At 75.2% G+C, this 14,315-nt stretch carries 11 protein-coding genes; 4 read left to right on the top strand and 7 right to left on the bottom strand.

The window, feature by feature from the left end; translation table 11 throughout:
• Nucleotides 1-14 precede the first annotated feature (14 nt).
• The 4 genes from CHF15_RS25515 to CHF15_RS25500 form a co-directional block, all read right to left on the bottom strand.
• On the bottom strand, nt 15-1,649 hold the full coding sequence (locus tag CHF15_RS25515; protein ID WP_089226216.1) for a serine/threonine-protein kinase: 1,635 nt from the start codon (nt 1,647-1,649) through the stop codon (nt 15-17).
• An 82-nt stretch (nt 1,650-1,731) separates the two neighbouring features.
• Nucleotides 1,732-3,336 carry a nickel transporter gene (locus CHF15_RS25510; protein WP_089226215.1) on the bottom strand — a complete coding sequence of 535 codons (1,605 nt, stop codon included), beginning with the start codon at nt 3,334-3,336 and terminating at the stop codon, nt 1,732-1,734.
• Nucleotides 3,333-4,688 (bottom strand): tetratricopeptide repeat protein, encoded by a 1,356-nt coding sequence (locus CHF15_RS25505; protein ID WP_089226214.1) that lies wholly within the window; start codon nt 4,686-4,688, stop codon nt 3,333-3,335. The genes CHF15_RS25510 and CHF15_RS25505 overlap by 4 nt, the downstream gene beginning before the upstream one ends.
• A gap of 125 nt (nt 4,689-4,813) precedes the next feature.
• Nucleotides 4,814-6,382: a DUF4331 family protein gene (locus CHF15_RS25500; RefSeq protein ID WP_089226213.1), complete on the bottom strand. Its 1,569-nt coding sequence runs from the start codon at nt 6,380-6,382 to the stop codon at nt 4,814-4,816.
• 175 nt (nt 6,383-6,557) lie between these two features.
• On the opposite strand from CHF15_RS25500, the gene CHF15_RS25495 reads away from it, so the two are divergent.
• Together CHF15_RS25495 and CHF15_RS25490 are read left to right on the top strand one after the other, a co-directional pair.
• Nucleotides 6,558-7,370, top strand: coding sequence for an anti-sigma factor (locus CHF15_RS25495; protein ID WP_179279960.1), 813 nt, complete (start codon nt 6,558-6,560; stop codon nt 7,368-7,370).
• A 115-nt stretch (nt 7,371-7,485) separates the two neighbouring features.
• On the top strand, nt 7,486-7,749 hold the full coding sequence (locus tag CHF15_RS25490) for a hypothetical protein (protein ID WP_026250983.1): 264 nt from the start codon (nt 7,486-7,488) through the stop codon (nt 7,747-7,749).
• Between the two features lie 125 nt (nt 7,750-7,874).
• On the opposite strand, the gene CHF15_RS25485 is transcribed toward CHF15_RS25490, so the two are convergent.
• Genes CHF15_RS25485 through hmgA form a run of 3 tightly spaced genes read right to left on the bottom strand, consistent with a single transcriptional unit; the run spans nt 7,875 to nt 11,207 of the window.
• Nucleotides 7,875-9,107 (bottom strand): type ISP restriction/modification enzyme, encoded by a 1,233-nt coding sequence (locus CHF15_RS25485; protein WP_089226211.1) that lies wholly within the window; start codon nt 9,105-9,107, stop codon nt 7,875-7,877.
• A gap of 13 nt (nt 9,108-9,120) precedes the next feature.
• On the bottom strand, nt 9,121-9,882 hold the full coding sequence (locus tag CHF15_RS25480; RefSeq protein ID WP_089226210.1) for a GntR family transcriptional regulator: 762 nt from the start codon (nt 9,880-9,882) through the stop codon (nt 9,121-9,123).
• A complete protein-coding gene (gene hmgA / locus CHF15_RS25475; RefSeq protein WP_245939038.1) occupies nt 9,879-11,207 on the bottom strand; it encodes a homogentisate 1,2-dioxygenase in 1,329 nt (442 codons plus the stop codon). The genes CHF15_RS25480 and hmgA overlap by 4 nt, the downstream gene beginning before the upstream one ends.
• A 66-nt stretch (nt 11,208-11,273) precedes the next feature.
• On the opposite strand from hmgA, the gene CHF15_RS25470 reads away from it, so the two are divergent.
• Nucleotides 11,274-11,930 carry a TetR/AcrR family transcriptional regulator gene (locus tag CHF15_RS25470; RefSeq protein ID WP_179279959.1) on the top strand — a complete coding sequence of 219 codons (657 nt, stop codon included), beginning with the start codon at nt 11,274-11,276 and terminating at the stop codon, nt 11,928-11,930.
• A 95-nt stretch (nt 11,931-12,025) separates the two neighbouring features.
• On the top strand, nt 12,026-14,260 hold the full coding sequence (locus CHF15_RS25465; RefSeq protein ID WP_089226209.1) for a molybdopterin oxidoreductase family protein: 2,235 nt from the start codon (nt 12,026-12,028) through the stop codon (nt 14,258-14,260).
• Nucleotides 14,261-14,315 lie beyond the last annotated feature (55 nt).

Here is a 14,315-nt window from a genome sequence, read left to right as displayed (position 1 = left end):
GTGCCGGGGCGTCCTCAGGGGGACGGAGCCGTCCCGTCCGAGGCGCTCGGCGACGGGCTCGGCGCCCGGCAGGTGACCGTGAACGGGACGTGTACGGACTCCGCCCGCACCGGGCTGCGCACGGCGAACGCGACCCAGCCCTCGATCGTGCCGTCCGGCTCGTAGGACGGCTCCGTGTACGGGACCGTGCGGCTCTTCGGGCCCCCCGCGGGGAAGTCGAGGGTCTGCCAGGCGTGGTCGGAACCACCGGCGCTCGACGTCCAGCGATAGGAGACCGTCACCGGAGTGCGGTCGACCGTGACGACCGCGGAGAAGGACGGCGCCTGCGCCGCGGGCGGCGGACAGCTCCCGGTGTAGGTGTCGCGCACGGCCGACACCGTGACGTGGACGTTCACCTGCGCCGGCGTGGAGGGCGGCGCAGAGGTGTGCGGGGAACCCGAACCGCCCCCGGCCGTCGCCTCGTAACCGCTGGCGTCCGCGTCGCCGTCGTCGTCCTGCGAGCCGGTGGCGGACGGGGTGCGGCCGCCGTCAGGGGTGTTGCCTGCGGTGGTGCCGCGGCCGGAACCGCCGGCCGGGTCCTCGTCGAGGAGGGCGTAGGCCACGCCCCCGATGCCCAGGGCGAGGGCGAGCACGCCCGCCGCCATCGCCACCGCCGCGCGGCGCGGCCGGGCCCGGGGACCGTCCGCGGGCGCGGCGCCGTATCCGGCGCCCACGGGGGCCGTCGGCCCGATCGGTGTCGAGGAGACCGGTGTCGACCGGAACGGTGTGCCGCCCGGCCCCGGCGGCAGCGGTACGGCGGCCTGGGTGGTGGCGTACGCCGTTCCGGCCCCGGGCGGGGTGCGCCCGGCGGCGAGGGCGTCCAGCCGCCGCTGCACCTCCTCGCCCGTGGGCCGGGCCGCCGGGTCCTTCTGCAGCAGCCCCGTGATCACCGGTGCGAGGGGTCCCGCCCGGCGCGGCGCGGGCAGTTCCTCGTCCACCACCGCGCGCATCGTGCTCAGCGCCGTCTCGCGGCGGAACGGCGAACCGCCCTCCACCGCCACGTACAGCAGCACCCCGAGCGACCACAGGTCCGACTCCGGTCCGGGGCGGCGGCCCAGCGCCCGCTCGGGGGCCAGGTACTCGGGTGAGCCGACCAGTTCGCCGGTGCGGGTGATCGCCGAGGAGCCCTCGATCATGGCGATGCCGAAGTCGGTGAGCACGACCCGGCCGTCGTTGCCGATCAGTACGTTGCCCGGCTTCACGTCGCGGTGCAGCACCCCGGCGGCATGGCCGGCGCGCAGCGCCTCCAGCACTTTGCCGCCGATCCCCGCGGCGCGGCGCGGGTCCACGGGGCCCTCCGCGTCGAGGACGTCGTCGAGCGTCACGCCCCGCACGAGCTCCATGACGATCCACGGGCTGCCCTCGGCCATGGCGACGTCGTACACCTTGATGACGTTGGGGTGCTCGACCCGCGCGGCCGCGATCCCCTCCTGCTGCAGCCGGGCGTACAGGCGCTCGACCTCCCGGTCCTCCAGGCCCGGCGGGGCCTTGACCTCCTTGACGGCCACCTCGCGGCCCAGCAGTTCGTCCCGGGCCAGCCACACCACTCCCATGCCGCCCCGGCCCAGCTCGCTGATCAGCCGGTAGCGCCCCGCCACGAGCCGTGTCATCGGCGTGTCCCCCCTTCGTGCCGCCCGCAGCCCAGCATGACCGAACTTCCTCCCGAACGGACCCTTTCGACGGAAAGCTCCCTCAACCGGCCATCGCCAGCGCCGCCCTGAGCACCAGGCCGCAGCCCAGCACCAGCACCACGGACGCGGTGGCCAGGGGCGCGAGCCGGCGTGCCGCCGTGAACAGCCCGCCGCGGACCCGCATCGCCGACGCCTTCCCGGCCAGCCGCCCGAGGCGGACGACGGCGAAACCGGCGGCCGTGAGCGTGATCGCCAGCCCCGCGCCGTACGCGAGGACCAGCAGGAAGCCGAACCAGGCCTGGCCCAGCGCCGCCGCGCCCACCAGGACGACGACCGCGGAGGGACTGGGGACGAGCCCGCCCGCGAAGCCCAGCAGGATCGTGCCCCGCAGGGTGGGCCGCGGCTCGTGGGTGTGGGTGTGCGGGTGCGGGTGCGTGTGGACGGGGGGCCGCGGCGCGGGGCGTTCGGCGGTGAGGACGGCGGCGGGCGCGGCCTGTGCCGCCGTCCCGGGGGAGGGAGCGGGGTGTTGGTGCGGGTGTCCGTGCTGGTGGGGGCCGTGCCCGTGCCCGTGGTCGTGGTGGTGGTCGTGGCCGTGCCCGTGCCCGTGGTGGTGCCCCCGCAGCCGCCACGCGCGGCGGAGCAGCGCCGCCCCGGCGCCGGCGACGAGTACGCCGCTCGCGACACCCAGCCAGCCGATGACCGAGGGCGCCGCGGCCGAGCCGGTCGTCACCAGCAGGCCGAGTGCGAACACCCCCAGCGTGTGGGTGACCGTCACCGACGCGCCCAGCGCGACCATGTCCCGGCGCGACCGCCGCCCGCCCGCCGCGGCCGCTGCGGCCATCAGCGTCTTGCCGTGCCCGGGCGCGAGCGCGTGCATCGCGCCCAGCGCCAGCGCCGTCAGCAGCGCCAGGGCGGCGAAGCCCGGGGTGAGCGCGTGCCGCGACACCAGGTCCGTGAGGGCCCGCGTCCAGCGGTCCGCGCCGCGCGGCAGCACACCGGCGGTGGCGGGGGAGTCCCCCTCCGCCGCCAGCGCGGGGCCGCCCGGGGTCAGCCGGAAGCCGGCCGCCCGTTCGTCGGCGGGCGAGGACAGCAGGTCCTTCGGGTACGCGGTGAGCCGCCGCGACACCGACTCCCCAGGCACATCGGCGTCGTGGAGGGTCACGCGGTCGCCGCGCGCGGTGATCTCCCGCCAGCCCGGCCCGGTGGCGACGTCCGCCGGACGGTACTCCAGGGACACCGGCTCCCCGGACGGCAGCCGCGCCGTCATCCGGCACTCGACGCGCAGCGTCGTCAGCCCCGCCTGCCCCGGCCGTACGGCCGCCGTGGCCCGGCGGACCGCGACCGGTTCGCGGCGCCCGCCGACGGTCGCCCGCGCGCCCCTGGCGGCGGCGTCGCAGCGGGCCTCCGCCCAGTCCGCCAACTCGGCGCGGTCCGGCGTCCGGTCGCCGTCCCGGTCGATCGCGGGCACGGCCTGCGCCGCGGGGATCTCGGCGAGGTCCTCGACGTGGTCGATCCGCAGCACGCCGGGGGCGGCGACCAGGCCGTCGTAGCGGTTGACGGTGAAGTTGCCCAGCGGATGCGCCTGCGCCTGCCCCGCGGGCAGCAGCGCGAGGGCCGCTCCCGCCGCTGCCGCGGCCGCCGCGGCGGCCGTCCTGCGCAGGATCATGACGGGTCTCCTTCGATGCGGGCCAGCGCACGGCGGGCGGCGGGGGCTGCGGTGGGGGAGAAGCCGGGGTTGAGGCGGAGCGCCGCGGCCAGCGACGTCCTGGCCGCCTCGCGCTTCCCGAGGGCCGCCTCGATGACCCCGCGGTGGTAGAGGAAGGCCGCGTTGCGGTAGCCCGGGGCCGAGGAGCGCTCGGCGTAGGGCAGGGCCTCGCGGTCGCGGCCGTTGACGTGCAGGGCCCAGGCGAGCGCGTCGGCGGTGTGGACGGTCTGACGGCGCGACCATTCGGCCCGTGCCGCGCGCAGCGCCTCCGCCGCGTCCCCGTGGTCGGCAGCGACCAGCGCCGCGTCCAGGTCGGTGGCGACGCCGTTCGCCCTGGCGAGGGCGATCCAGGTGCCGACCACCGTGTACTGCTGCTCCGCCCGCTCCTTCTGCCCCGCGGCCTCGTACAACTCCCCCAGCTCCGCGAGTTGCGCGGGCAGCGGGTAGCGGTCGACGACCCGGCCCAGGTCGCGCAGGGCCTTCTCCCGGTCGCCGCGCGCCGCGTACGTACGGCCGCGGCCCTCGACCGCCGGCAGGTAGCCGGGGACGGCCCGCAGCGCGGTGGCGAAGTGCCGCAGCGCGGCCGGGTACCGGCCCTGGCTCCAGGCGAGCTGGCCCAGCGCCGTGGCGACGTAGGCGGTGTCGCCCGGGGTCGCGGCGGAGTCCAGGGCGCGGGTCAGGACGCGGCGGGCGCGGGCCGGGTCGCCGCGCAGTTCGTGGACGTAGGCGAGGCGGGTGAAGACCGGGATGCCGGGGCGTACCGCGTCGGCGTGCTCGGCGGCGCGCAGCGCCTCGTCGTAGCGGCCGAGTTCGACCAGGGCGTCGACGCGGACGGCCAGGGCGCGCTCTCCGTACGGGTTCACCTTCAGCGCCCGGTCGGCCTCGGTGAGGGCGGTGCGGAAGTCGTGGCGGGCGGCGGCGAGCGCGGCACGCCCGGCGAGAGCGGCGTCGTTGCCGCGCGGGGAGATCCGCAGCGAGCGGCTGAACGCCGCCTGCGCCTGCGGGTAGCGGGTCGGGTCGCCGCTGGTCCTGGCCTGCTCGACGTAGGCGGCGCCGAGCGCGGCCCACCCCGCGGCGTCCTTGGGCTGGGCCCGCAGATGCGTCTGCAGGGCCGCGATGCCGCCCGCGAGGTCGCCCTCTGCGAGGCGGTCCAGGGGGGCGTCGGCGGCGGGCGCCGCGGCCCGCGCGGTGTCCCGCGGTGCGGAGGGCCCGCCGAGGATCAGCGCGCCCGCGGTGAGCGCCAGCGCGAGGCCCAGCACCAGCGCCGCGTACAGGGCGACGGCGCGCAGTCGGCCCGGGGCCGGTACGTCCATGGCTGCTGCCTTTCGGGATGATGGGGTGGAGCCCGGCCGGGGCGCTCGCGGTGCGCCCCGGCCGGGTGCCGTGCGGTGTGCTTCCTGCGGTGGGCCGGTGGGCCGGTGGGCCGGTGGCCGGGGCCTCAGGCCCGGCCGTGCGCCCCGCGGCCGGCGGGGCGGCGGCGCATCCGCCACCACAGCAGCGCCGCACCGATGAGCAGCACGCCCGCGCCGCCGGAGGCCGCGGAGGCGATCAGCACGGTGTTGTCGTCACCGCCCCCGGGGAGCAGGCCGCCCGCGTTGAGCTGCGTGACCCCGTCGGTCTGCGCCGATTCGGTGGCCTGCTTGGCCAGCGGGCCGTCCGAGCCGGACGCGGGCAGGGCCACGTACGGGAAACTGGCGCCGAACGTCTGGTCGTTGGCGTCGACCGCGTCGCCCAGGTCGTTCTTCGACCCGACCAGTTCGCCCTCCACCACCTGCAGCGCGATGTCGACGACGTCGTCGCCCAGCCTGCGGCCGTTGGGGAAGCCCGCGGTGTCGCCGTCCAGGACGCCGAGCCGCTTCGGCTTGGCGGCCGGCGGCACGGCCGTGTTGAGCCGCAGCATCTCCGACGGGCGGACGTGCGGCGGCTGGTTGAGCTTGGGCACGCCCGTCAGGAACACCTGGACGAGGTCGTTGCGCGGGGTGGCCGGGGCCTTGATCTTGTAGATGCCCTCGATGAGCTTGGGCAGTTCGGGGTGCGTCACGTTCTTGAGGAACTGGCCGTCGTTCCAGGGCGAGGACGCGTTGAACCGGTCCTTGTCCTTGAGCGGGTTGACCACCTCGTTCACCAGCGGCATGCCGAGGCGGGAGACCTGCGCCCAGTCGCCGTTCGCGGTCCGCCGCTGCGTGGTGGACCAGATGCCGACCACCGGCTGCTTCGCCGACTGGCGGATCGAGGCCGTCGGGACCTGCAGGGCTATGGTGTTGACGTTGTAGCCCTTGAGGGTGTCGTCGCCGACCTCGGAGAGGTTGCCCCCGTAGAGCAGGTCGAAGACCCGCAGGTCCAGGAAGAACGGGTCGTCGGCCTGGCCGGCGAAGACCGTGGTGCCGCGGCCGAGGTGCTTGACGGCCTGCTGGCGCAGCACGTTGTAGTCCGGCATCGAGGCCTTGCCGACGTTCGACGGTGCGACCGGTACGTCGTTCGCGACCTTGTAGCGGCCGGTGACCTGCTGGTCGTGCAGCCGGAACAGGTCGATGTCGTAGGTCTGGCGGAAGTTCAGGTCCGGGTCGTCGAGGCTGGTGACCGGGCCGGTGTTGTACAGGAACGTCTTCTTGTTGCGGACGTGGTCCTGGAACGTCCACCGGTAGAGGTAGTCGCCCTGCGCGTCGCCGTCGCTGTCGATGTGGATGTCGTACTGGGCGTCGTCGGCGAACTTGTAGAAGTTCGGACCGCCGGCCGGGTCCTCGAACGGGATCCAGTTCGCCACCAGGGTGGTGGTGTCCGGGCGGTCGGGGCTGACGAACGCGTAGACGTCCGTGGTGTCGTACTGCGGCTCCCCCGAGATCAGCGGTGCCTCCCGGTGGCTGGACGCCTGTGCCGTCCCCGGCTCCAGTCCGGTGACGCCCACGGCGGCGAGTCCCCCCGCGGCCACTGCGCCCACGGCCAGCAGGGCGATCGTGCGCGATCGCCCGAAGCGGGCCCTGAGCCTGTTCCTGCTGTGTGCGGTCATCGCGTCGGTCCTTCGCGAGTCTGGCCCCTCCCCCTTGGAAGAGGTCCTGCGTGGGTTGTTCGGGGCCGTGCGGACGGCGGATTGGCGGACCGGGGTGAATTTGTGTCACAGGGTTGTAACGTGATAAGGGCCCGGCCGGACGGTGTGCGCACCGCGAAGGGAAGCGGGGCGACCCTTGAGAGGTTCCGTGCACGAACTGGCCGCGGCGTACGCGCTCGACACCCTCGCGCCGCGGGAACTGCGCCGATTCGAACGGCATCTGATGCGCTGCGACGCGTGCGCGGACCGGGTGCGGCGGCTGGCCGGGGACACCGTGCGGCTCGGTGCCGGGGGTTCCGCCGTGCCGGCGCCGCCTCCGATGCTGCCGCCGCCCCCGCTGGTGCCGCTGCCGGCGGACGGCGCGCCGGACGACCGGGACGGCCCGGAGGACCCCGTGGGCGAGGGCGCCCCTGACGGCCCGGCGCCGGGCCGGTGGCGGGAGGCGTGGCGCCGGCCGTCCGCGACGCGCCTGGCCGCCGTGGGCGCCGGGGCGGCCCTCCTGGCCTGCGCGGTGCTGGGCGCGCTGCTGCTGCGTACCGCCGCGCAACTGGACCGCGAGCGCGGGGACGCGCGAGCGGTGAACGAGGTGCTGACGGCCGCCGACGCCCGCCCCGTCTACGCCAGCGACGACCACGGACGGGGGGTGACCGCCGTGGTGTCACGGCGGATGCGCCGCGCCGTGGTGACGGTGCACGGGCTGCCGCGGCTGGAGGGCCGCAGCGTCTACCAGTTGTGGCTGGTGAGCGAGCGCCCGACGTCCTTCCGCTCCCTCGGCGTGCTGGGCGCCGATCCGTCGGCGGACGGCACAGCCGGGCCGATCGTGACCGGCGGGCTGGACGAGTGGTCGTACGCCTTCACCGTCACGGTTGAGCCGACTGGCGGATCCCCGGTGCCGAGCTCGGACGGCGTGGTCCAACTTCCCCTGCTCGCACTGGGGATCGGCTCGTGACGTCAACCCCCTTGACGGAAAGGTGAATCCGGGAACGCGGATGCATAGGTGACGCCGCAGGACGATAGGGTTACCCTGCCCGGTGCCGGGTGCCCTCGAACGGGTGGGGAGTGTCATGGATCAGATAGCAATGCGGAGCAGGCCGCGAGTGCCTGCTGTCACGTGCGGGAGCAGCGCGTCCAGTGCGCGTCTCGACCGTCATCTCTCGGTGCTGGCCGGCCCTGCCGCGCCGCAGCGGGAGGCGGAGGAGGCCACGCTGTTGATGCGCGAGCTGACCTCGCGCGACCACGTGCGCGCGAACGCCAGCCGCGGGGCGCGTGTGTCGCTGTTCGCGCCGCTGCGGCGGCTGCGCCGTTCGCTCTTCGGCAGCCGCGGCTGACCGGAGGCGTTCTCGGCGTTCCCTCAGCGGACAGGCTCGGGCGCAGTACACCGTCCCGGCACCGCGCTGCTTCATGCGGCGCGTCGGTGTACTCCGTCCGGGCCTGTTGTCATGTCGACTTGTGGTCACAGCAGGACGAACTGCCCGTCCGGCCCCTCCTCGTGGTGGTCCAGCACGGAGGCCGGACGGCGCGCCGTCGCCGGCACCGGCAGGATGTGCGCGGCGCGCAGCTCGGCGGCGCCGATCCGCGGTCCCGCCGCGACCCGGGCGGCGAGCGCGCGGCGTGACGGCCGCAGCTCCGCCAGCAGGGCCAGCACACTGATCAGCTCCAGCAGTTCGGTCGTCCTCGCCCGCGGCCAGGCGGCGGGCGAGATCGCGTCGAGGCCCTCCGCCGCCCCGTCGGGGATCCGCCGCCCGAACCAGGTCTCCAGCACCCGCGTCCCCGCGGCGTGGAACTCCCACACGGCCTCCGGCACCGGTGCCACCCGCCCGCTGCCCAGCACCAGCGCCTCGTCCTCCGGGTCGTACGACGGCGCCTCCCGCGGCACGTCGGGGAGCGCCGCCCGGACGTAGGGGCGCCGGCCGCCCGGCAGCCGGGGGTGCCCGGCGGGGCGGTCCTGCGCCGGATCGGCGAAGCGGGCGCCCCGGGTGTGCAGCCACAGCATCCGGCGGCCCAGCGCGACGCCCTCCGCCCACAGCGCCGGATCGGCGGTGAGCGGGACCTCGGCGGGCGAGCCCGTGGCGAGCGCGGCGATCCAGGCGAGCACGTCCTCCGCCGCGACCGGGGTGTCCAGCCGCTCGGCGACGCGGTCCAGCAGGCCCGGCGCGAGGTTGGGGTCCGCGCCGCCGGGGCGGCGGAACAGCGGCCGGATCCGGCCCGGCCGGCCGGCGGGGGAGTGGCCGTCGGGGAGCAGCGCGGAGAAGGCCAGCGGCGGCCCCGGGACCTGCGGCAGGCGCGCCAGTTCCACCGCGTACAGCTGCCGGTCCCCGTCGGCGACCCGCCACAACTCGGGGCGCGCGTCGTCGATCAGCCGCTGGTCGGGGATGAGCCACTGCTCGTCGTACGGGCCGTGCAGCACCCGCACCGGCTCCGCGACCGGGCCGTCCTCCCGCTGCAGCCGGGTGGTGGGCGCCGGGTGTCCCGGCAACTGGGCGACGGCGGTGTACGGGGTGCGCGCCCGGGTGGGGTGGAACAGCCGCTCGCGCTCGGCGCCGCCGGCTTTCACCAGCCGGTCCCAGCGCGCGGCGAGTGTCGCGGCCTCGGGGGCCATCACCCAGCTCCGCCCCAGGCGCAGGGGCGGGACGGACCACGGCATCAGGTCGGCCAGCGTCGGCGCTTCATCGCTCACTGTGAGCATGCTACTGAGGCCCTCAGGGCGCCTCCATGGTCACGGTGAAGGAGAAGCGGTCGCCCCGGTAGTGGATACGCACGACGTCCACCGTGCGGCCGGTGTCGTCGTAGGTCACCCCCGTGTAGTGCAGGATCGGGCTGAGCAGGGGCACCTGCAGCAGGCGGGCGGTGTCCGGGTCGGCCAGCCGCGCCTCGACGGTGTCGGTGATGCGGCTGATCCGTACGCCGAGGGCGTCCCGGAGCACCTTCGTCATCGGCCAGCGCGCCAGGTCCGCCAGGTCGATCCGGGCGGCCAGCTCCGGCAGGACGAAGTTCTCCGCCCAGTTGGTCGGCTCACCCGACTCGTCGCAGCGCAGCCGGCGGTAGGCGACGGTGTCCGCCCGCCCGGGGAAGTACTCGGCGAACTCCGGCGGCACGGGCGCCGGGCCGTGACTGAGCACGCTGGTGCGGTCCCCGGACTGCTGGGCGACGATCGCGTCGACCGAGCCCAGCAGCCGCACCGGCGCCCCGCGCAGTGCGGTGGGCTCGATGAACGTGCCCCGCCGCCGGTGGCGGCTGATCAGCCCCTCCTCCTCCAGCTCCTTCAGCGCCTGCCGCATCGTGAGCACACTGACGCCGTAGTGCCCCGCCAGCGCGTCCTCGGTCGGCAGCCGCAGCGGAGCGTCCGGACGCCGGCCGAGTATCGAGGCGCGCAGGGACTGCGAGACCTGGTACCACAGGGGGAGCTTGCGGTTCAGGACCAGCGAGTCGGGGGCGAAGGTGCTGCTCGGGCTCGTCGTCATGGCCTGAAGTGCCGCTCCAGCCCGCGCCACACCCCGTCGTAGTCCTGCTGCAGGTGCTCGGCCCCCAGCGCTTCCGGGGTCGCCACCACCGGCCAGCGCGTCTCGAACATGAAGGCCAGCCCGTCGTCCACCTTCTGGGGGACCAGTTCGGCCGCGCTCGCCCGGTCGAAGGTCGTCCGGTCCGGGCCGTGCGCCGACATCATGTTGTGCAGCGAGGCCCCGCCGGGGACGAAGCCCTCCGCCTTGGCGTCGTAGGCGCCCTCGACGAGGCCCATGAACTCGCTCATCACGTTCCGGTGGAAGTACGGCGGGCGGAAGGTGTCCTCGCCGACCAGCCAGCGCGGCGCGAAGACCACGAAGTCGGCGTTGGCCAGCCCCGGGGTGTCGGAGGGCGAGGTCAGCACGGTGTAGATCGAGGGGTCCGGGTGGTCGTAGCTCACGCTGCCCAGCACATTGAAGCGCCGCAGGTCGTACACGTACGGCACCAGGTTGCCGTGCCAGCCGACGACGTCCAGGGGGGAGTGGCCGTACTCGGCGGCCCACAGGTTGCCGCCGAACTTGTTCACCACCTCCACCGGCTCCTCGCGGTCCTCGTACGCCGCCACCGGCGCCATGAAGTCCCGCGCGTTGGCCAGGCCGTTGGCGCCGATCGGGCCGAGGTCCGGCAGCCGGAAGGGCTGGCCGTAGTTCTCGCAGACGTAGCCGCGCGCCTCGCCGTCCGGCAGCTCGACGCGGAAGCGCACCCCGCGCGGGACCAGCGCCACGTGGCCCGGCCCGGCGGCCAGGACGCCGAATTCGGTACGGAGCAGCAGCCGGCCGCGCTCCGGCACGATCAGCAGCTCGCCGTCGGAGGAGGAGAACACCCGCTCGTCCATTGAGCGGTTGGCCGCGTACCAGTGGATGCCGATGCCCTCGCGGCGCAGCACGTCACCGTTGCCGCCGACGGTGACCAGGCCGTCCACGAAGTCGGCCGGCTCCTGCGGCAGCGGCAGCGGGCTCCAGCGCAGCCGGTTGGGATCGGGCTCGGCCTGCGTGAAGGGCGCGCTGCGCAGCCGCCCGTTGGCGATCCGGCGGAACGGCGGGTGGGCCGCCGAGGGGCGGATGCGGTACAGCCACGAGCGGCGGTTGTGATGCCGCGGCTCGGTGAAGGCGGTGCCGCTCAGCTGCTCCGCGTACAGGCCCAGCGGGGCGCGCTGCGGTGAGTTGCGGCCGGCCGGAACCGCTCCGGGGACCGCCTCGCTCGTGTGCTCGTTGCCGAAGCCGGAGAGGTAGGCGAGGTCCTTGCCGTCCGGGATGTCGGTGCTGGTGATCTCTGTGCTGGTCACGATTCCTATGGTTGTCCATAGGAATCAACCCCGCAAGGGATCGGCCGGTCCCTGTGGAAAACCGGCATGATGGACCTTGTGCACAGCAGCGGCAACGGTCTCCGGCGCATACCCGTCCAGCAGCGCAGCGCCGAACGCTTCGCCCGGATCCTCGACGCGGCCGCGGCGATCCTCGACGAGGGCGGCTACGAGGAGCTGAGCACGCGCGAGGTGGCCGCCCGCGCGGGCGTGCCGATCGGCTCGGTCTACCGCTTCTTCTCCAACAAGCGCGCCATGGCCGACGCCCTCGCCCGCCGCAACCTCGACAAGTACCTCGCCGGGGTCACGGACCGCCTCGACGCCCTCGGCGCGGACCGAGGCGACGCCGGGGACTGGCGCAGGCTGATCGACGTCGTCGTCGACCAGTACGTCGCCATGCGGCGCACCGTGCCGGGCTTCGCCCTCGTCAGCTTCGCCGGCCCGGCCCCCGGCCCCGCCGTGAACGACCTGGCCAACCACCTCGTCGCCGACCGGCTCCGCGCCCTGCTCATCGCCCCGCTCGGCGCCGCCGGCGTGGCCGTGACGGACGACCGGCGGCTGCGGACCGCCTTCGTGGTCGGCGTGGAGGCCGCCGACGCGCTGCTCAAGATGGCCTTCCGCGCCGACCCGCAGGGCGAGGCCGCGCTCATCACGGAGACGAAGGTGCTGCTCCGCGCCTACCTCGCGGGCGTTCTGGAGCCGTAGGCCGCGGGCGAGGTCCCCGCGAGTGCTATGCCGACATGCATACCGGTCGGTATGGTGACCGCACACGAGGAAGCGCCCTGCCCCCGGGAGGCCCGATGGCCAGCAGCCGTACCGCCCTGCGTATCTGTCCGCTGTGCGAGGCCACGTGCGGACTGACCCTGACCATCGACGCGGACCGGGTCACCGGTGCCCGCGGCGACCGCGACGACGTCTTCAGCGCGGGCTTCATCTGCCCCAAGGGCGCCGCCTTCGGCCAGGTCGACGGCGACCCCGACCGGCTCACCCGCCCGCTCGTGCGCCGCGACGGCGTGCTCGCCGAGGCGACCTGGGCCGAGGCGTACGCCGCCGTCGCCGAGGGCGCGGCCCGCGTCCGCGCGACCCACGGCGCCGCGGCGACCGGCGTCTACCTGGGCAATCCCAACGTGCACACCATCGCGGGCGGGCTCTACCCGCCGATGGTCATCCGCGCCCTCGGCACCCGAGCGCTGTTCTCGGCCAGCACCCTGGACCAGATGCCCAAGCAGGCGGCGTGCGGGCACCTCTACGGTGACGCGCTCGCCGTCCCCGTGCCCGACCTGGACCGCACCGACCACCTGGTCGTCATCGGCGGCAACCCCCTGGTGTCCAACGGCAGCCTCGCCACCGCCGCCGACTTCCCCGGCAAGCTCAAGGCGCTGCGCCGCCGGGGCGGCAGACTCACCGTCATCGACCCCAAGCGCACTCGCACCGCCGAACTCGCCGACCTCCACATCGCCCCGCGCCCCGGCACCGACGCCGCGCTGCTCTTCGCCGTCGTCCATGTGCTGTTCGACGAGGGACTCACCGGCCTCGGCCACCTCGAAGGGCACGTCACCGGTGTCGACGAGGTCCGGGCGCTGGCCCGCGACTTCACCCCCGAGGCCGTCGCCCCGTACTGCGACGTCCCCGCCGAGCGGATCCGCACCCTCGCCCGCGACCTGGCCGCCGCCCCCAGCGCCGCCGTCTACGGGCGCCTGGGCAGCACCGCGGTGCGCTTCGGCACCCTCGCCAGCTGGCTGATCGACGTCCTCAACATCCTCACCGGCAACCTCGACCGGCCCGGCGGCGCCATGTTCCCGCTGCCGGCCACCGCGCGCGCCCCCCGCCCGGCCGGCCCCGGACGCGGCTTCACCACCGGCCGCTGGCACAGCCGGGTCTCCGGCCACCCCGAGGTCGCCTCAGAACTGCCCGCCGCCGCCCTCGCCGAGGAGATCGACACCCCCGGCGAAGGGCGGATCCGCGCCCTGGTCACCATCGCCGGCAACCCCGTGCTGTCCGCCCCCGACGGCGCCCGCCTCGACCGCGCCCTGGCGGGGCTGGACTTCATGGTCAGCGTCGACCCCTACCTCAACGAGACCACCCGCCACGCGGACGTCGTCCTGCCGCCGCCCCCGCCCTCCCGCGGCGCCCACTACGACTTCGCGTTCGGCAACTTCTCCGTGCGCAACAACGCCCGCTACAGCCCGCCCGCGATCCCCCTGGAGGACGGCCGGCCCGGTGAACCGGAGATCCTCGCCCGGCTCGCCCTCCTGCTCGGCGGCTTCGGCCCGGACGCCGACCCCGCGCTCGTCGACGAGCAGGCCGTCGCCCACCGCCTGGCCAAGGAGACCGCCGACCCGCACTCCGCGGTCCACGGCCGCGACCCCGCCGAACTGGCCGCCGCGCTCACCGGGGAGACCGGATACGAGCGGCGGCTCGACATGATGCTGCGGCTCGGCCCGTACGGCGACGGCTTCGGCGCCGACCCCGGCGGCCTCACCCTGCGCCGCCTCCTCGACCACCCCCACGGCATCGACCTCGGCCCGCTGCGCCCGCGCGTCCCCGAGGTGCTGCGCACCGCCTCCGGCACGATCGAGCTGGCGCCCGCGCCGCTCACCGCCGACGTGCCCCGGCTGCTGGCGGCGGTCACCGGTCCGTCCGGGGAGGGGCTGGTCCTCATCGGCCGCCGCCACCTGCGCTCCAACAACAGCTGGATGCACAACGTGCCCGCGCTCACCGGCGGGACCAACCGCTGCACCCTCCAGGTGCACCCCGAGGACGCCACACGGCTCGGCCTCGTCGACGCGGCCCCCGCCCGGATCAAGGGCGACGGCGGCGAGATCGAGGCCCCGGTCGAGGTCACGGAGGCGGTGCGGCCGGGCGTGGTGAGCCTGCCGCACGGCTGGGGCCACGACCGCGCGGGCACCCGGCTGACGGTCGCGGCCCGCGAACCGGGGGCCAACCTCAACCAGTTGCTCGACGGCACCCTGCTCGACCCCCTGTCGGGCACCGCGGTCCTGAACGGATTCCCCGTGCAGGTCACCCCGGCGTGATCCACCGCACGGGGTACCGCCCTGGAAACGGAAAACTATCGGCGCTAGTTTGGGT

Source organism: Actinacidiphila glaucinigra, assembly GCF_900188405.1.
Lineage (GTDB): Bacteria > Actinomycetota > Actinomycetes > Streptomycetales > Streptomycetaceae > Actinacidiphila > Actinacidiphila glaucinigra.
The sequence above is the reverse complement of the archived record's forward strand: the minus strand, read 5'-3'. Positions and strand labels throughout refer to the sequence as shown.